Source organism: Actinokineospora spheciospongiae (assembly GCF_003182415.1).
GTDB classification, from domain to species: Bacteria; Actinomycetota; Actinomycetes; order Mycobacteriales; family Pseudonocardiaceae; genus Actinokineospora; species Actinokineospora spheciospongiae.
Map to the genome: position 1 here is coordinate 85,099 of NZ_QHCP01000014.1, position 16,791 is coordinate 101,889.

A 16,791-nucleotide genomic window follows, 5' to 3' on the forward strand; every position below is an offset into this window, starting at 1 on the left:
GCGGGGAATGCCGGAGCCGGTCGATGGGGTTGGATGAGGCGTGCGCTTCGATCTGGTGATCATCGGGACCGGCTCCGGCAACTCGCTCCTCGACCCGCGGTTCGCGGACCTCAAGGTGGCGATGGTGGAGCGCGGGGTGTTCGGCGGGACCTGCCTCAACGTGGGCTGCATCCCGACCAAGATGTTCGTCCACACCGCGGACATCGCGCTGATGCCGTCGTCGTCGTCGAAGCTGGGGGTCGACGAGACGCTGGACGCGGTGCACTGGCCGCAGATCCGCGACCGGGTCTTCGGCCGGATCGACCCGATCGCCGCGGGCGGCCGGGAGTACCGGACCGACCACCCGGACAACGCCAACGTGACGGTGTTCGCGGGCGAGGCCCGGTTCACCGGTGACCGCACGCTGGAGATCACCCCGAACGACGGGTCGGACCCGGTGACCATCTCCGGTGAGCGCGTGGTGCTCGCCGCGGGCGGGCGGGCGGTGGTCCCGGACATCCCCGGCATCGACGAGGTCGAGTACCACACCAGCGACACGGTGATGCGCCTGGAGAAGCTGCCCGCTCGGATGGTCGTGATCGGGGGCGGGTTCATCGCCGCCGAGTTCGCGCACGTGTTCTCCGCCTACGGCGTCGAGGTCACCGTGGTCGCCCGCGGCGGGGTGCTGCTGCGCCAGGAGGACCGCGACATCAGCGAGCGGTTCACCGAGCTGGCCCGGCAGCGCTGGGACCTGCGGCTGGGCCGCCAGGTCCGCCGGGTCGCCAAGACCGACACCGGGGTCCTGGTCGAGCTGGACGACGGCACGACCGCAGAGGGCGAGGTGCTGCTGCTGGCCACCGGCCGCACGCCCAACTCCGACCGGCTCGACGTCGACAGGGGCGGCATCGAGGTCACCGGGTCCGGGCACGTGGTGGTCGACGAGTACCAGCGGACCACCGCCGAGGGCGTCTGGGCGCTGGGCGACATCAGCTCCCCGTGGGAGCTCAAGCACGTGGCCAACCACGAGGCGCGGGTCGTGCAGCACAACCTGCTGCACCCCGACGACCTGGTGGCCGCCGACCACCGCTTCGTCCCGCACGCGGTGTTCACCGCACCGCAGATCGCCTCGGTCGGCCTCACCGAGCAGCAGGCGCTCGACCGGGGCGTCCGGTACGTGACCGCGACCCAGGACTACGCGGGCATCGCCTACGGCTGGGCCATGGAGAACACCACCGGCTTCGCCAAGCTCCTGGCCGACCCGGCGACCGGGCAGTTGCTCGGCGCGCACATCCTCGGCCCGCAGGCACCCACCCTGATCCAGCCGCTGATCCAGGCCATGAGCTTCGGCCTGGACGCCAGGTCGATGGCCAGGGGGCAGTACTGGGTCCACCCGGCGATGCCCGAGCTGATCGAGAACGCCCTGCTCAACCTGCCGCTGGACTGATCCCCACCCCGGTCGGTCCGGCAGCGGACCGACCGGGAGGGGTCAGACGGTGCGGGTCCGGCCCGCGGCGTGTCCCACCACCGCCTGGACCGCGATGACGGCCAGGATCAGCACCAGTGACGCGGTCCAGCCGCCGGTCAGCGAGTGCAGGGAGCCGAACGCGAACGGGCCGAGGGCGCCGATCAGGTAGCCGAGGCTCTGCGCCATGGCCGAGAGCGTGGCGGTGTCGGCGGCGTTGCCGGTGCGCAGTGAGATGACCATCACCGCCAGCGAGAACACGCTCATGCCCACCCCGACGAGGACCGCCCAGAGCAGCGGCGCCGCGGCGGGCGCCAGCCACAGGCCCAGCACGCCCACCCCGCCGATGAGGGTCATGCCGACGATCCAGGCCGACTGGTCGCGGGCGCGGGCGGCCAGCGGCGGCACCAGCAGGCTCACCGGGACCCCGATGAGGCTGGTGATCGCCAGCATCAGCCCCGCCGTGTCGCGGTGCAGGCCCGCGTCGACGAACAGCTCGGGCATCCACCCCATCACGGTGTAGGCGACGAGGGCCTGCAGGCCGAAGAACGCCGTCACCGTCCACGCCAGCCGGTTGCGCAGCAGCGACCGGCCCACGACCGCCGCCGCCGCCGCGGCGACGTCGGCCTCGGTATCGGAGTGGCGGGCGCCCGCCGACCACACAAGCAGCGCCCCGGCGCCGAGCAGCGCCCACGCCGCCAGCGCGCCGCGCCAGCCGCCCAGGGCGGTCGAGAGCGGGGAGGTCAGCGCCGCGCCGAGGCCGCCGCCCGCGGCCAGCGCCGCCGTGTACACGCCGGTCACCACGCCCACCCGCCGCGGGAAGGCGGACTTGATCACGACCGGGATCAGCACGTTGCCCACCGCGATCCCGGCGCAGGCGACCAGCGTGCCCGCCAGGACCACCCACGGGCCGTCGAGGACGCGCAGCAGCAGGCCCAGGGTCAGCACCGCCATCGCCGCGCCGATCGCGCGGGCCACGCCCAGCGACCGGCCGACCTTGGGGGCGAGCACGCCCGCGGCGCCGAAGCAGACCGCGGGGACGGCCGTGAGCAGGCCCGCCCAGGTCTCCCCGGCGCCCACCGAGACCCGGACCTCCTCCAGCACCGAGGCCAGGCTGGTGACGGCGGGGCGCAGGTTCGCCGCCGCGCAGGCCACGCCCGCGACCAGCAGCGGAGTGCCGACCAGCGCGGTGTTGCGACGTCCCACCCCGAGCTTGCGTCCTGATGGCCCACTGTGCGACAGGGTGTCCATGGCACTCTTGACGTTCCCGGCGACCTGGGCACCCGTGGGCGACTGCGGGCAGCGCTGGACCGTCATGGACCGAGTATGACAAACGTAGGATGTTTGACCGAGAGGATGGCGCTGTGCCGCTGGCCACTACCCGGCGATCGGGCCTCGTCGACCAGGTGATCGAACAGATGCGTTCGGCCATCGCAGGCGGGGAGTGGAAGGTCGGGGAGCGCATCCCGACCGAGCCCGAGCTCGTCGCCGCCCTCGGCGTGGGCCGCAACACCGTGCGCGAGGCGGTCCGCGCCCTCTCGCACGCCGGTCTCCTGGAGGTCCGCCAGGGCGACGGCACCTTCGTCCGGGCGACCAGCGAGTTCTCCGGCGCGGTGCGCAGGCTCGCGGGCACCGAGCTGCGCGACGTGCTCCAGGTCCGGCGCATCCTGGAGGTCGAGGGCGCCCGGATGGCCGCCGAGCACCGCACCGACGCCGACCTGACCGAGCTGACCGAACTGCTCGCCCGGCGCGACCGGTCGATGGTCGCCAAGGACTACGAGGCGGGCGTCGACCAGGACGCGGCCTTCCACATCGCCGTGGTGCGCTGCTCGCACAACGCCCTGCTCGCCGAGCTGTACTCCGGCCTCACCGAGATCGTCCGCGCCTCGGTCGCCAGCACGGTCGACGCCACCCCGCGCAACGCCGACATCGACCACGGCGGCCTGCTCACCGCCATCCGCGAGCGCGACGCCGACCGCGCGGCCGCCGAGGCGGGCGGCTTCCTCGACGAACTGATCGCGGGCATCGAGGCCGACTGAGCACCCGCCGCCGGGACACCGGTGACGGTGCCCGGTGGTCTAGGGCGCGCCCGGTGGCACGAACGGCAGCCCGGGGGTCGCTCCCCGGTCGAGCAGGCGCAGCACCGCGTCGGTGTCGAGGTGCTCGGCGACCAGGTCGCCGAGCAGGTCGAGCTGGGCGGCTCGGGCGGCGGTGAAGGAGACGTCGTCGGCCCCGAGGAAACCGTCGCGGCCGGACCAGGCGGCGACGCGGCGCAGCAGGGCGCGGCGCACGCCGTCGTCCTCCAGCAGGCCGTGCCAGTGGGTGCCCAGGACCGCGCCGGACACCGCGCCCTCCCCGGTTCCGTCAGGGAGGGTCAACAGGCCGGGCAGGGTGGTGCGCACGACCCGGCCGTGGTGGATCTCGTAACCGGTCGCCGGGACGTCGAACGCGGTCCCGGTCGGGCGGGTCAGGGTCTTCTCCTCGGCGAACTCGAAGTCGACGTCGAGCAGGCCCAGCCCGTCGACCACGCCCGCGCCGGACTCCACCCGGTCCTCGATGCGCGCGCCGAGCATCTGGAAGCCGCCGCAGATCCCCAGCACCGGCAGCCCCTTGGCGGCGTGCGCGGCGACCGCGTCGGCCAGCCCGGTCGAGCGCAGCCAGGCCAGGTCGGCCACGGTGGACTTCGACCCGGGCAGCACCACCAGGTCGGCGTCGGCCAGCCGCGAGGGCTCGGTGACGAACCGCACCGACACCCCCGGCTCGCAGGCCAGCGCCTCGACGTCGGTGGCGTTGGAGATGCGCGGCAGCCGCACCACCGCGACCCGCAGCCACTGCGAGCCCAGCGCGGGCGCGGGCCTGCCGACGACCCCGTCAGCGGTGTAGGACAACGAGTCCTCCGCGTCGAGCCACAGCTCCTCCCGCCACGGCAACACCCCCAGCACCGGGCGGCCGGTCAGCCCGCGCAACTGGACCAGCCCGGGGTCGAGCAGCGCCGGGTCGCCCCGGAACTTGTTGACCACGAACCCGCTGACCAGCGCCTGGTCGGCGGCGTCGAGCAGGGCCAGGGTGCCGAACAGGTGCGCGAACACCCCGCCGCGGTCGATGTCGCCGACCACCAGCACCGGCAGCCCGGCGGCGCGCGCCAGCCCCATGTTGGCGATGTCGGTGGCGCGCAGGTTGATCTCGGTCGGCGACCCGGCGCCCTCGCAGACCACCGCCTCGTAGTCCGCGCGCAACCCGGCGAGGGTGTCCAGCACGGTCGTCATCAGCTCGGCCTTGCGCTCCCGGTAGGACACGGCGCTCGCCACCCCCACCGGCCTGCCCAGCACCACGACCTGCGAGCTGCGGTCGGACCCGGGCTTGAGCAGCACCGGGTTGAACCGCACCGACGGTTCCAGGCCGCACGCGGCGGCCTGCACCGCCTGCGCCCGGCCGATCTCACCGCCGTCCGGGGTGACCATCGAGTTGTTCGACATGTTCTGCGCCTTGAACGGCGCCACCCGCACCCCGCGGCGGGCCAACCAGCGGCACAGACCGGCGACGAGGACGCTCTTACCCGCGTCCGACGTCGTGCCCGCGACCAGCAGTGCTCCGACCATCCGCGCGTTGCCTCCCCGCTCGTCGTACCCGGCTGCCATCATCCCGGTCATGCCCGCCGCATCGGTCACCGCCGTCCTGGTGCACAGCCCCTACCTGGGTCCGGCGACCCTGCGCCCGCTCGCGGACGCACTCGCCGGGTCCGGCCACCCCGCGTTCCTGCTGGACCTGCTGCCCAGCGTGGTGGCGCCGCCGGTGCACCAGCGGCTGATCGGGGCGTTCGCCGACGCGGTGTCCGACGCCGGGCTGGCCGGGCCGCTGGCCCTGGTCGGGCACGGCGGGGCCGGGCCGCTGCTGCCCGCGTTCGCCGACGAGCTGGCCGACGCCGGGGGGCTGGACGTGGCCGCGCTGGTCTACCTCGACGCCGAGCTGCCCACGCCGGGGCTGAGCCTGCGCGAGCTGGACCCCGCCCGGTACGCGGCGATGCGCGCCGACGAGGGCCGGTGGGGCGAGGGCGCGGCCGGGTTGGTGGCCGAGCCGGGCCTGCGGGCGGCGATCGTCGACGAGCTGCCCGAGGTGCCGCACGCCTACCTCAAGGAGGCCCGGCCGAGCGTGCCGTGGACCGGTCCGACCGGGTACGTCGGCCTGTCGCACCCGGCCGACCTGGTCGAGGCGCGGGCGAACGGGTGGCCGACCCGGGACCTGGACCTGCACCACCTGGCGTGCGCGACCACACCGGGGCCGGTCGCGCACGCCGTGCTGGAGGTGCTCGCCGACCTCGGGATCGACCCGGTCACGGCAGGGTGAGGATCTCCGCGCCGGAGTCGGTGACCAGGACCGTGTGCTCGAACTGGGCGGTCCAGCTCTTGTCCTTGGTGGTGACGGTCCAGTTGTCGTCCCACATGTCCCACTCGATGCCGCCGAGGGTGATCATCGGCTCGATGGTGAAGGTCATGCCCGGCTCGATCTCGGTGCGCACGTTGGTGTCCTCGTAGTGCAGGACGACCAGGCCGCTGTGGAACGAGCGGCCGATGCCGTGGCCGGTGAAGTCGCGGACCACGCCGTAGCCGAAGCGGCGGGCGTAGGCCTCGATCACCCGGCCGACCACGTTGAGCTGGCGGCCGGGCCGGACCGCCTTGATCGCGCGCATGGTGGCCTCGTGCGTGCGCTCCACCAGCAGCCGGTTCTCCTCGGCGACCTCGCCCGCGAGGAAGGTGGCGTTCGTGTCGCCGTGCACGCCGCCGATGAACGCGGTGACGTCGATGTTGACGATGTCGCCGTCCTCGATCACCGTCGAGTCCGGGATGCCGTGGCAGATGACCTCGTTGAGCGAGACGCAGCAGGACTTGGGGAAGCGCCGGTAGCCCAGGGTCGAGGGGTAGGCGTGGTGGTCGAGCAGGAACTCGTGCACCACCGCGTCGATGTCGTCGGTGGTCGCCCCCGGCTTGACCGCCTCGCCACCGGCCCGCAGGGCCCGCGCGGCGATCCGCCCGGCCACCCGCATCGCCTCGACGACCTCGGGCGGCTGCACGTGCGGGTCGGTGTTCTTGCGCGGCGCGGGCTTGTCCACGTACTCCGGCCGCACAATCGACGACGGCACGGCACGGCGCGGGGCCTGCACTCCTGGGCTCAACGGGGTACGCACGGACATGGTCACCACATTACGACCACCCCCGATCGGGGTGTCACCCGACGGCGGCGAGGAACCGGCCGGTCGCGGCGACCGCGGTGCCGGACTGGCCGACGTCGGTGAGCAGCACGGCGAACGCCAGGTCGCCGCGGTAGCCGACGAACCAGCCGTGCGAGCGCGTGCCGTCGCCGAACTGGGCGGTGCCGGTCTTGCCGCGCACGTCGCCGTAGGGGGCCAGCGCGCCCGCGGTGCCGCCCGCCACGACCTCGCGCATCATGCCGCGCACCTGCTCCAGCACGGCGGCGGGCAGCGGCTCCTGCTGCTCGTCGACCTGGGTCTCGGCCCCGCGCACCAGCACCGGCTTGGGCACCGAACCGGACGCCACGGTGGCGGTGACCACCGCCATGCCGAACGGGCTGGCCACGACCTTGCCCTGGCCGAAGCCGTCCTCGGCGCGCTCGTTGACGTCCGAGGCGGCGGGCACGGAACCGGTGATGGTGGTGATCCCGGGCACCACGTAGTCCAGGCCCAGGCCCAGCTTCTTCGCCATGGCGGTCAGGTCGCCCGCGCCCATCCTGGTGGCCAGGTCGGCGAAGGTGGTGTTGCAGGAGAAGGCGAAGGCGCTGCGCAGCGGAACGACGCCCTTGTCGAACCTGCCGCTGTTGGGGATCTCCCGGCCGTTGACCACGATCGCGGGCGGGCAGCCCAGGGGCGTCTCACCGGTGACCGTGCCCGCCGCGATGGCCTGCGCGGCGGTGACGATCTTGAAGGTGGAGCCCGGCGGGTAGCGGCCGGTGAGCGCGAGCTGGCCCGCCGCGTCGGCCGGGGCGTTCTGCGCCACGGCGAGCAGGTCGCCGGTGGAGGGCTGGATGGCCACGAGCATCGACGGGGTGGCCTCGCCCGCGATCGCGGCCTGCGCGGCCTGCTGCACCCGGGTGCTCAGCGCCAGGCTGACCGCCTTGGCGGGCTCGGCGGGCTTGTCGTGCAGCACCTGGCTCTCGTTGCCCGCGCTGTCGACGGTGTAGACCCGCCACCCGGCCTTGCCCTGCACCTGGTCCTCGATCACCTTGCGGACGGCGGGCATCAGGGTGGGCGCCAGGGCGCGGTCGGCGGGCAGCAGCCGCGACTCGGCCGGGAAGCGGACGCCGGGCAGGTCGTAGATGAGCGACTTGACCTTCTGGTAGTCGGCGTCGCGCAGCGCCACCACCTGGTAGCCGCCCGCCCCCGCCGCCTTGGCGCCGTCGAGGATGCTCTGCGCGGTGATCGTCGGGTCGATCCCGGACAGCGCCTGCGCGAGCTGGCCCGCGATGGCGTTCGCGTCCCCCGCCTCGGCCTGGTCGAACAGCACCGAGACGACCCGCTCCGGGTTCAGCACCGGGGTGCCGTCGCGGTCGAGCACCGGCGCCAGGGTCGCCTCGGAGTCCTCCACGGCGAGGCTCTGCTGCGCGCCCAACTCCGGGTGCAGCACCGTCGGCGCCCACCGGACCTTCCACGCGTCGTCGCCGCCGATGAGCTCGAAGGAGCTGTCGTAGGTCCACCGCCGGTTGCGGCCGAGGTCCCAGGTGATCTCGAAGGCGGCCCTGGCCGTGCCCTGGCCGGTGTCGACCTTGCCCACCCTGGCGATCACGGTCGAGGGCTTGAGCGCGGTCCGCACCTTGTCCATCAGCGCCCGCGCCGACTCCGGCGAGTCGGTCTGCTCCGAGGCCGTCGCCGAGTCACCCCCGGCGAAGGCGGCCAGGAATTGCTGGGCGGCCTGCTCCGGGCCGGTCTCGGAACCGAACACCCCGCACGCGGACAGCGGCAGGGCGACGAGCAGGGCGGTGAGCAGGGCCGCGGGACGGCGGAGGGAGGCGCGCACGGCGACGAGTATGCCCGCACCCACGTCAGGGTCGGGTCAGAACAGCACCGTGGCGTACTGCCCGACCTGGGTGAACCCGACCCGGTCGTAGACGGCGCGGGCCGGGGTGTTGTAGGCGTTGACGTAGAGGCTGGCGGTGCGCCCCATGGTCGTGACCAGCCGGTTGACCACCGCGGCGGTCCCGCCACCGGCCAGCCCCTCACCGCGCCGGTCGGGGTGCACCCACACGCCCTGGATCTGCCCGACGGCACCGGACAGCGCCCCGATCTCGGCCTTGAACACCACGTCGCGGCCGTCGAACCTGGCGAACGCCCGCCCGGCCGCGATCAGCTCGGCGACCCGGGCCCGGTAGCCCGCCCCGCCGTCACCGACCCGGGGGTCGATGCCGACCTCCTCGATGAACATGGCGATCGCCGCGGGCAGGTACCGCTCCAGCTCCTCCGGCCGCACCGGCCGCACCAGCGGGTCGGGCGCGACCCGCGGCGGCTCGGAGATGGCCATCAGCGGCTGGTCCGCCCGCACCTCGCGGGCCGGGCCCCAGTCGTTCTCCAACTCCGCCCACAGCCCCAGGACCTGCTCGGCGGGTCCGACCATCGACGAGCACATCCGCCGCCTGCGCACCGCCCGGTCGGCGAACGCCCGCAGCGCCGACCGCTTGCCCCGCAACGGGATCAGGTTCGGCCCGGCGAAGCACAGCGCGTCGAGCCGCCCACCCCCGCGCAGCCCGCGCGGGTCGCACCCCCACACCTCGCCACCGAGCCGCCACGGGTCCAACCCGACCGATTCCACCCGCGACGCGACCATGCAGGACGCCACGGGATCGGCGGTCAGCACGGCGCGCACCGCCTGGTCATCCCGTTCGTCGAGCAGCCTCGCTCCTGCCAGCCGCAACACCCCTCAAGACTGCCAGACAATCCCCGGGTCCGAAATCCGAGGATCACCCAACCCCGGCCGAGCCCCGTCACCGGTGCCCGAACCGGGGCTTCGGCGGGCTAGCCGACGCTGACGACCGGTGCGCCGGTCTCGCCGTCGACCGGTTCGCCCATCTCCTCGGCGATGCGCATGGCCTCTTCGATCAGCGTCTCCACGATCTGGGCCTCCGGCACGGTCTTGATGACCTCGCCGCGCACGAAGATCTGGCCCTTGCCGTTGCCCGAGGCGACGCCGAGGTCGGCCTCGCGGGCCTCGCCGGGGCCGTTGACGACGCAGCCCATGACCGCGACGCGCAGCGGGACCTCCAGGCCCTCCAGCCCGGCGGTGACCTGCTCGGCGAGGGTGTAGACGTCGACCTGGGCCCGCCCGCAGGACGGGCACGACACGATCTCCAGTTTGCGCTGCTTGAGGTTGAGCGATTGCAGGATCTGGATGCCGACCTTGACCTCTTCGACCGGCGGCGCGGACAGCGAGACCCGGATGGTGTCGCCGATGCCCTGGCGCAGCAGCGCGCCGAAGGCCACCGCCGACTTGATCGTGCCCTGGAACGCCGGGCCCGCCTCGGTCACGCCGAGGTGCAGCGGGTAGTCGCACTGCTCGGCCAGCAGCTCGTAGGCCCGGATCATCACGACCGGGTCGTTGTGCTTGACCGAGATCTTGAGGTCGTGGAAGTCGTGCTCGGCGAACAGCGACGCCTCCCACAGCGCCGACTCGGCCAGGGCCTCCGGGGTGGCCTTGCCGTGCTTCTGCAGCAGGCGGGGGTCCAGGGACCCGGCGTTGACGCCGATGCGGATCGGGGTGCCGTGGTCCTTGGCCGCCTGCGCGATCTCCTTGACCTGGTCGTCGAACTTGCGGATGTTGCCCGGGTTGACCCGGACCGCCGCGCACCCGGCCTCGATCGCGGCGAAGACGTACTTGGGCTGGAAGTGGATGTCGGCGATGACCGGGATCTGCGACTTGGCCGCGATCGCGGGCAGGGCCGCCGCGTCGTCCTGCGACGGGCAGGCGACCCGGACGATGTCGCACCCGGCGGCGGTCAGCTCGGCGATCTGCTGCAACGTCGCGTTGACGTCCGAGGTCAGGGTGGTGGTCATCGACTGCACCGAGATCGGGTGCTCGCTGCCCACGCCCACCGACCCCACCTGCAACTGCCGGGTCTTGCGGCGCTCCGACAACACCGGGGGCGGCATGGGCGGCATGCCGAGCATCACGTCGGACATCGTCTCTTCTGACCTCTCTGCGAACAGCTACTGGGGTAGTCGGATCGGGTTGATCACGTCGGCGGTCACCGTCAGCAGCACGACCGCGCCGCCGAGGATGACGAAGACCATGGTGACCCCCGCGAGCTTGTTGTAGTCGACCGGGCCGCCCGGCGCCTTGCCGCGCAGCTTGCGCAGGGCGTCGCGCACCCGCTCGTAGAGCACCACCGCGATGTGCCCGCCGTCGAGCGGCAGCAGCGGCAGCAGGTTGAACACGCCGACGAAGAAGTTCAGCGCCGCGAGCATCAGCACGAAGATCGACCAGATGCCCTGCTCGGCGGCGTCGGCGCCGATGACGCTGGCACCGACCACGCTGACCGGCCGCTCCGGGTCGTCCTCGCCGCCGATGGCCCGCACGACCGCGGGGATCTTCTTCGGGAAGTTCATCAGACCTTCCCAGGTCTTGGCGAACATGTCCCCGGTGAACACCAGCGTCCCCCCCAGGGCGGCACCCCCGCTGTAGGGGACGCTGTCGCTGAGCGAGATGCCGACGGCACCGACGCGTTCCAACCTGTTGTCTTGGCTGCCCTTGGTCGCTTCCACCTGGGCCCGCTGGACGGTGGCCACGTCCATCGTCACGGTACGCCGCTCGCCGTCGCGGACGACGTCGAACCGGTTCGGGCCGCTCAGGCCGCGCACCTTGGCGACCATGTCCTTCCAAGTGGAGACGGTCTCGCCGTTGACGGCGACGATCTCGTCACCCTCCTGGATGCCCGCGGCCGCGGCGGGCGAGGGGTCGTTCGGACCGCACTCGGGCAGCGTCAACTCGACCCGGTCCTGAGTCGGCACGGCGCACGCCGTGGCGCCGACGATCGGTCGCAGGTCGGTGTTGGGCAGACCCATGGTGACGGCCATCAAGTACAAGATGATGAAGCCCAGGACGAAGTGCGTCAGCGAACCCGCGGACATCACCACCACGCGCTTCCACGTGGAGTAGCGCCACATCGCCCGGGGCGCCTCTTCGGGTGTCACCGGGTCGAGCGCCGTCATGCCCGCGATGTCACAGAAACCACCACCGGGGATGATCTTCAAGCCGTACTCGGTCTCCCCCCGGCGGAAAGAGAACACCTTCGGGCCGAATCCGATGAAGTACCGGCGCACCTTCATGCCGAAGGCCTTGGCGGTCAGCATGTGACCCGCCTCGTGCAGCGCCACCGACAGCCCGATGCCCAGCGCGAACAGCACCAGCCCCAGCAGCCAAACCACCACGGTCAGTTCCCTCCCTGCCCGGAGACCGGGCCGGCTATCGCGGCGAGCAGTTCGCGCGCCCGGACACGGGCCCAGTGCTCGGCGGCGAGCACCTCGTCCACGTCGCGCGGCGCGCTCGTCCAGGCGCTGGCGTCGTCGAGAACCCTCGACACAGTGTCCACAATTACTGTGAAGGTGGTGTCGCCTCGCAGGAAGGCGGCCACGGCCTCCTCGTTCGCCGCGTTGAACACCGCGGGCAGGCACCCGCCCGCGGTCCCGATCTCGCGGGCGATCCGCACCGCCGGGAAGGTCTCGTCGTCGAGCGGCTCGAAGGTCCACTCGCTCGCGGTGGACCAGTCGCAGGCCCTGGCCGCCCCGGGCACCCGGTCCGGCCAGGCCAGCGCCAGGGCGATCGGCAGCCGCATGTCCGGCGGGCTGGCCTGCGCCAGCGTGGAGCCGTCGGTGAAGGTGACCATGGAGTGCACGATCGACTGCGGGTGCACGACCACGTCGATCCGGTCGTAGGGCACCCCGAACAGCAGGTGCGCCTCGATCAGCTCCAGCGCCTTGTTGACCAGGGTCGCCGAGTTGACCGTGATGACCGGGCCCATCGCCCAGGTCGGGTGCGCCAGCGCCTGCTCGGCGGTGACCCCGGCCAGCTCGGCGCGCTTGCGCCCGCGGAACGGCCCGCCGGATGCGGTGAGCACGAGCCGGTCGACCTCCTCGGCCCGGCCGCCGCGCAGCGCCTGCGCCATCGCCGAGTGCTCGGAGTCGACCGGGATGAGCTGCCCGGGCTCGGCCGCGGCCAGCACCAGGGAGCCGCCCGCGATCAGCGACTCCTTGTTCGCCAGGGCCAGCCGGGCGCCGGTGGCCAGCGCCGCCAGCGTGGGGGCCAGGCCGCGGGAGCCGGTGACGCCGTTGAGCACCACGTCCGCGGGCTCGGCGCCGATCAGCTCCAGCAGCGCGTCCGGGCCCGCGTGCACCCGGACGCCGTGCGGTCGGAGCAGGTCGCGCACCTGCTCGGCCGCGCCCGGGTCGGGGACCGCGACGGCGGGGACGCGGTGGCGGACCGCCTGCTCGGCGAGCAGCGCCGGGTCGGAACCACCGGCGGCCAGGCCCGCGACGGTGAACCGGTCGGGGTTGGCCGCGACCACGTCGAGCGCCTGGGTGCCGATGGACCCGGTCGAGCCCAGGAGCAGCACGGAGCGCGGGTCGTCGTCACCGCGCGCGGGGGGAAGTGTCATCCCGGTCATTGTTCCCGACGCCCGGCCTGTCCCCGCACACACGGTCCGCGACCAGGGTGCCCCCGTGCGCGCCCCGGGATACGACCGTTCGGCGCAACCCCGAAAAAAGTTCCCGATCCGCGCTTAGACCGAACGGGATATGGGCATCTCACCGTCAGCACGGAAAGACTTCGGCGAGAACGCCCGAGGTCATGAGGAAGGAGCTTCGATGGGCATCATCGGCTGGATTGTTCTCGGTTTGCTGGCCGGTCTCATCGCCAAGGCCATCATGCCTGGTAAGGACCCGGGTGGCATCATCATCACGATGATCCTCGGCGTTGTCGGCGCCATTATCGGCGGGTTCATCGGGAATGCGATCTTCGGTGGTGGGCTCTCCACCTTCTTCTCGATCCGCACCTGGCTGCTCGCCATTCTCGGCTCGATCATCCTGCTGGGCATCTACCGCCTGGTCACCGGGAACCGGGCACGCGCGTAAGACCCCTGTCACACCCGAGGGCGCCACGGACACCGTGGCGCCCTCGGCGCGTCCCGGTGTGGGACGATTGCGGTGCAGGACGACAGTTCATCGTTGGAGGGTGACGTGGCGGGCACTGGGCTGGAGAAGCGGAAGTCGACCGAGGCCGCGAACATGGTGAGCCCGGTGGACGAGCCGTCCGCCGCGTGGGGCTGGCACGGCGGTTTCCCCAAGGGCACCCTGATCGCGGGGGTGTTCGTCGGCCTGGCCATGTTCGCCATGCTGATCGGCAACCACGAGTCGCACACCGAGGACATCTGGCTGATCGGCACCGGCGTGCTGATCCTCGCGGGCATCGGCTGGAAGATCCACAAGAGCCGCACCGCCTGGCGCCGCTGAGGCTTGTACCGCAGCACCCCCGACCCGGCCACCGGGCGGGGGCGCCCGACCACGTGCTGGGCACCCGTTGCCACATGCGCATGAGCGCAGTTGTGTCTGACCTGTCACCGCAACGACAGGAAGGCACCCCATGTCCGTCACGGACGAACTGCTCGCCAACAACGCCACCTACGCCGCGTCCTTCTCCGGGCCGCTGCCGCTGCCGCCCGCCAAGGGCGTCGCCGTGCTGGCCTGCATGGACGCCCGGCTCAACGTCTACGGCGCGCTCGGCCTCGCCGAGGGCGAGGCGCACGTGATCCGCAACGCGGGCGGCGTGGTCACCGAGGACGAGATCCGCTCGCTGGCCATCAGCCAGCGGCTGCTGGGCACCCGGGAGATCATCCTCATCCACCACACCGACTGCGGGATGCTCACCTTCACCGACCAGGACTTCCGCGACAGCATCCAGGAGGACACGGGCGTGCGCCCCACCTGGTCGGCGGAGGCGTTCGGCGACCTCGAAGGCGACGTCCGCCAGTCCGTCGCCCGGATCAAGGCCAGCCCGTTCGTCCCGCACACCGACCAGGTCCGCGGCTTCGTCTTCGACGTGGCGACGGGCAAGCTCAACGAGGTCTCCTGACCCCGGTCGGGACCACCAGGGCCCCGCCTGCGGCTGCGGCTCACCGTCAGTGCCGCGGTGAGCCGCCCCGGTCAGCCCGCCACGGCCCGAGCGCCCCGCGCTCCCGCCGCCTGCTCCACAACACCCCGTCGTCGGCCACCGCGTAGTAGTCGACGACGTCCCCCTCCGGGCTCGCCACCGACACGTCCCGGGCCCGACCGGGCAGCTCCAGGTCCACCCACGCCGACCACCGGCCCCCGACCAGGAACGCGGCCAGGACCCCACCGCCCGCGTCGGCCACGACCGCCGCCGTCCCGGTGTCGGTCCGCACGCTCGCCATGGCCCGGGGCCCGCGGTCGCGCAACCGCCCCGCGCCCCGCACCGCCCCGACCACGGCCGCGACCAGGTGCCGGGACACACCCGGCGATGTCCGAAACCCCGACTCGATCAGCACTCCCCCAGCGTCGCACCCACCCGCTGAGGCGTTACTCAGCCCTCGGCGGCGAGCTGGCCGCAGGCGGCGGCGATCTCCTGGCCGCGGGTGTCGCGGACCGTGCAGGACACGCCCTGGGCGTTGACCCGGCGGACGAACTCGCGCTCGACCGGCTTGGGGCTGGCGTCCCACTTGCTGCCCGGGGTCGGGTTGAGCGGGATGACGTTGACGTGCGCCAGCGGGCCGAGGTGCTTGTGCAGCAGCCTGCCCAGCAGGTCGGCGCGCCACGGCTGGTCGTTCACGTCGCGGATGAGGGCGTACTCGATGGACACGCGGCGGCCGGTGCGGTCGGCGTAGAGGCGGGCGGCGTCGAGGACCTCGGCGACCTTCCAGCGGGTGTTGACCGGGACCAGGGTGTCGCGCAGCTCGTCGTCCGGGGTGTGCAGGGAGACGGCGAGGCGGACGCTGAGGCCCTCCTCGGCGAGCTTGCGGATGGCCGGGACCAGGCCGACCGTGGAGACGGTGACCGAGCGCTGGGAGATGCCCAGGCCCGCGGGCGCGGGGTCGCAGATGCGGTGCACGGCGTCGATGACCCGGCGGTAGTTGGCCAGCGGTTCGCCCATGCCCATGAACACGATGTTCGACAGCCGACCCGGTTCGCCCAGTTCGCCGTCGCGCATCGCGGCCGCGGCGGCGCGGACCTGGTCGACGATCTCGGCCGTGGACAGGTTGCGCTGCAGGCCGCCCTGGCCGGTGGCGCAGAACGGGCAGGCCATGCCGCACCCGGCCTGGCTGGACACGCACAGCGTCACCCGGTCCGGGTAGCGCATGAGGACGCTCTCGACCAGCGTGCCGTCGTGCGCGCGCCACAGCGTCTTGCGGGTGGTGTTGTCGTCGCAGGCCACGTGCCGGACGACGCTGAGCAGCGGGGGCAGCAGCTCGTCGGCGAGCCGGTCGCGGCTGGCGGCCGGGATGTCGGTCATCGCGTCGCGGTCGGCGGTGAGCCTGGCGAAGTAGTGGGTGGAGAGCTGGTTCGCCCGGAACGCCTTCTCCCCCAGGTCGGTGACCGCGTCGCGCCGCTGCTCGGTGGACAGGTCGGCGAGGTGGCGCGGCGGCAGGCCGCGCTTGGGGGCGTCGAAGACGAGCGGGAGTGAGGTCATAACCAGTCCATTCTCCCACGCCCGCGGGTGTGCTCTCACCGGGTCGTGGGAGGGGCCGTCCCGCCTTGCTCGCAGTTCTCGGTGGCGGCGGCCGCGTCCCTGAGCCGGTCCGGCAGGTCGATGTTGTCCACGGCGGTGAGCGCGGCTTCGAAGCCGCGCAGGCCGGTGCCGAAGCGGTCGATGGCGGAGCCGTACACCTCGGGGGTCAGCGGCTCCGCTGCGGTCACCTCGTCGCGGGCGGTGGCCACGGCGCTGCGGCCCTGGGCCAGGCCGTCGATGAGCTTGCCGAGGTTGGGGTCGATTTCCGGGGCGGGCGAGGGCACCAGCGAGCGGTAGTCGGCCAGCGCCGCGTCGAGCACGCCGATGAACCTGCCGGTCGTGTCGAGGAACTGCTTCTTGAGCACGGCGGGGTCGCTGGAGCTCGTCGGCTGCTGGGTGGTCTCCGCGGCGGTGACCAGCAGCTTGCCGGTGCCGCAGAACTTCTCCATCCAGCGCACGTCGTCCGGGTCGGCCTCGGGCGGGGCCGACGTGGTGGCCGTCGGGTCGGCCTCCCGCACCGCGACCGCGGTCCCCGAGGTCGGCCGGGCGCAGCCTGCGGCCAGCAGCGCGGCGCAGAGCACCGCCGCCATTCCCACCCTCATGCCGCCTCCGACGCGT

17 protein-coding genes are annotated in these 16,791 nt (G+C 72.9%); 6 read left to right on the plus strand and 11 right to left on the minus strand.

Translation table 11 applies throughout. From position 1 onward, the window contains the following. Positions 1 to 40: 40 nt before the first annotated feature. Positions 41 to 1,423, plus strand: coding sequence for a mycothione reductase (locus DFQ13_RS28490; RefSeq protein WP_110082004.1), 1,383 nt, complete (start codon positions 41 to 43; stop codon positions 1,421 to 1,423). Between the two features lie 42 nt (positions 1,424 to 1,465). On the opposite strand, the gene DFQ13_RS28495 is transcribed toward DFQ13_RS28490, so the two are convergent. Beyond that, entirely contained in the window at positions 1,466 to 2,758 is a 1,293-nt protein-coding gene (locus DFQ13_RS28495; RefSeq protein ID WP_233438612.1) for an MFS transporter, read from the minus strand. Positions 2,759 to 2,805: 47 nt separating this feature from the next. On the opposite strand from DFQ13_RS28495, the gene DFQ13_RS28500 reads away from it, so the two are divergent. After that, positions 2,806 to 3,480 carry a FadR/GntR family transcriptional regulator gene (locus DFQ13_RS28500; protein ID WP_181400183.1) on the plus strand — a complete coding sequence of 225 codons (675 nt, stop codon included), beginning with the start codon at positions 2,806 to 2,808 and terminating at the stop codon, positions 3,478 to 3,480. 39 nt (positions 3,481 to 3,519) lie between these two features. On the opposite strand, the gene DFQ13_RS28505 is transcribed toward DFQ13_RS28500, so the two are convergent. Next, positions 3,520 to 5,040: a cobyric acid synthase gene (locus DFQ13_RS28505; protein WP_110082058.1), complete on the minus strand. Its 1,521-nt coding sequence runs from the start codon at positions 5,038 to 5,040 to the stop codon at positions 3,520 to 3,522. Between the two features lie 49 nt (positions 5,041 to 5,089). Here DFQ13_RS28505 and DFQ13_RS28510 point away from each other — a divergent pair, with 49 nt between their 5' ends. Continuing rightward, positions 5,090 to 5,785: a hypothetical protein gene (locus DFQ13_RS28510; protein WP_110082005.1), complete on the plus strand. Its 696-nt coding sequence runs from the start codon at positions 5,090 to 5,092 to the stop codon at positions 5,783 to 5,785. Here the strand turns inward: DFQ13_RS28510 and map are convergent. The 6 genes from map to dxr form a co-directional block, all read right to left on the minus strand. Further along, positions 5,772 to 6,629, minus strand: a complete 858-nt coding sequence (map, locus tag DFQ13_RS28515) for a type I methionyl aminopeptidase (protein ID WP_035281018.1) — start codon at positions 6,627 to 6,629, stop codon at positions 5,772 to 5,774. The genes DFQ13_RS28510 and map overlap by 14 nt on opposite strands. A 34-nt stretch (positions 6,630 to 6,663) precedes the next feature. Continuing rightward, positions 6,664 to 8,466, minus strand: coding sequence for a penicillin-binding transpeptidase domain-containing protein (locus DFQ13_RS28520; RefSeq protein ID WP_110082059.1), 1,803 nt, complete (start codon positions 8,464 to 8,466; stop codon positions 6,664 to 6,666). A gap of 36 nt (positions 8,467 to 8,502) precedes the next feature. Next, entirely contained in the window at positions 8,503 to 9,360 is an 858-nt protein-coding gene (locus tag DFQ13_RS28525) for a GNAT family N-acetyltransferase (RefSeq protein WP_035280854.1), read from the minus strand. Positions 9,361 to 9,458: 98 nt separating this feature from the next. Further along, a complete protein-coding gene (ispG, locus tag DFQ13_RS28530; RefSeq protein WP_035281014.1) occupies positions 9,459 to 10,598 on the minus strand; it encodes a flavodoxin-dependent (E)-4-hydroxy-3-methylbut-2-enyl-diphosphate synthase in 1,140 nt (379 codons plus the stop codon). A gap of 48 nt (positions 10,599 to 10,646) precedes the next feature. Continuing rightward, entirely contained in the window at positions 10,647 to 11,867 is a 1,221-nt protein-coding gene (locus DFQ13_RS28535; RefSeq protein ID WP_035280852.1) for a M50 family metallopeptidase, read from the minus strand. 2 nt (positions 11,868 to 11,869) lie between these two features. Further along, complete coding sequence (gene dxr, locus DFQ13_RS28540) at positions 11,870 to 13,099, minus strand: 1-deoxy-D-xylulose-5-phosphate reductoisomerase (RefSeq protein ID WP_035280850.1); 1,230 nt, start codon at positions 13,097 to 13,099, stop codon at positions 11,870 to 11,872. A 199-nt stretch (positions 13,100 to 13,298) separates the two neighbouring features. Here dxr and DFQ13_RS28545 point away from each other — a divergent pair, with 199 nt between their 5' ends. The 3 genes from DFQ13_RS28545 (at position 13,299) to DFQ13_RS28555 (ending at position 14,562) form a co-directional block, all read left to right on the plus strand. Continuing rightward, positions 13,299 to 13,565 (plus strand): GlsB/YeaQ/YmgE family stress response membrane protein, encoded by a 267-nt coding sequence (locus tag DFQ13_RS28545; RefSeq protein WP_035280849.1) that lies wholly within the window; start codon positions 13,299 to 13,301, stop codon positions 13,563 to 13,565. Positions 13,566 to 13,670: 105 nt separating this feature from the next. Next, on the plus strand, positions 13,671 to 13,943 hold the full coding sequence (locus DFQ13_RS28550) for a DUF2631 domain-containing protein (RefSeq protein ID WP_110082007.1): 273 nt from the start codon (positions 13,671 to 13,673) through the stop codon (positions 13,941 to 13,943). Between the two features lie 130 nt (positions 13,944 to 14,073). Then, positions 14,074 to 14,562: a beta-class carbonic anhydrase gene (locus tag DFQ13_RS28555; RefSeq protein WP_035280846.1), complete on the plus strand. Its 489-nt coding sequence runs from the start codon at positions 14,074 to 14,076 to the stop codon at positions 14,560 to 14,562. Between the two features lie 46 nt (positions 14,563 to 14,608). Here the strand turns inward: DFQ13_RS28555 and DFQ13_RS28560 are convergent, their stop codons facing one another. The 3 genes from DFQ13_RS28560 to DFQ13_RS28570 form a co-directional block, all read right to left on the minus strand. Continuing rightward, the gene (locus tag DFQ13_RS28560) at positions 14,609 to 14,959 is read right to left on the minus strand and encodes a hypothetical protein (protein WP_110082008.1); all 351 of its coding nucleotides are present in this window, start codon (positions 14,957 to 14,959) and stop codon (positions 14,609 to 14,611) included. Positions 14,960 to 15,030: 71 nt separating this feature from the next. Then, complete coding sequence (gene rlmN / locus DFQ13_RS28565; protein ID WP_035280842.1) at positions 15,031 to 16,134, minus strand: 23S rRNA (adenine(2503)-C(2))-methyltransferase RlmN; 1,104 nt, start codon at positions 16,132 to 16,134, stop codon at positions 15,031 to 15,033. A gap of 35 nt (positions 16,135 to 16,169) precedes the next feature. Beyond that, positions 16,170 to 16,775, minus strand: coding sequence for a hypothetical protein (locus DFQ13_RS28570; protein WP_146241380.1), 606 nt, complete (start codon positions 16,773 to 16,775; stop codon positions 16,170 to 16,172). Positions 16,776 to 16,791: the final 16 nt, after the last annotated feature.

Coding starts and splice junctions, on each gene's coding strand:
- DFQ13_RS28570 (WP_146241380.1), bottom strand. CDS start 16,775: ATGAGGGTGGGAATGGCGGCGGTGCTCTGCGCCGCGCTGCTGGCCGCA.
- DFQ13_RS28555 (WP_035280846.1), top strand. CDS start 14,074: ATGTCCGTCACGGACGAACTGCTCGCCAACAACGCCACCTACGCCGCG.
- DFQ13_RS28510 (WP_110082005.1), top strand. CDS start 5,090: ATGCCCGCCGCATCGGTCACCGCCGTCCTGGTGCACAGCCCCTACCTG.
- DFQ13_RS28545 (WP_035280849.1), top strand. CDS start 13,299: ATGGGCATCATCGGCTGGATTGTTCTCGGTTTGCTGGCCGGTCTCATC.
- DFQ13_RS28495 (WP_233438612.1), bottom strand. CDS start 2,758: ATGACGGTCCAGCGCTGCCCGCAGTCGCCCACGGGTGCCCAGGTCGCC.
- DFQ13_RS28505 (WP_110082058.1), bottom strand. CDS start 5,040: ATGGTCGGAGCACTGCTGGTCGCGGGCACGACGTCGGACGCGGGTAAG.
- dxr (WP_035280850.1), bottom strand. CDS start 13,099: ATGACCGGGATGACACTTCCCCCCGCGCGCGGTGACGACGACCCGCGC.
- rlmN (WP_035280842.1), bottom strand. CDS start 16,134: ATGACCTCACTCCCGCTCGTCTTCGACGCCCCCAAGCGCGGCCTGCCG.
- map (WP_035281018.1), bottom strand. CDS start 6,629: ATGTCCGTGCGTACCCCGTTGAGCCCAGGAGTGCAGGCCCCGCGCCGT.
- ispG (WP_035281014.1), bottom strand. CDS start 10,598: ATGCCGCCCATGCCGCCCCCGGTGTTGTCGGAGCGCCGCAAGACCCGG.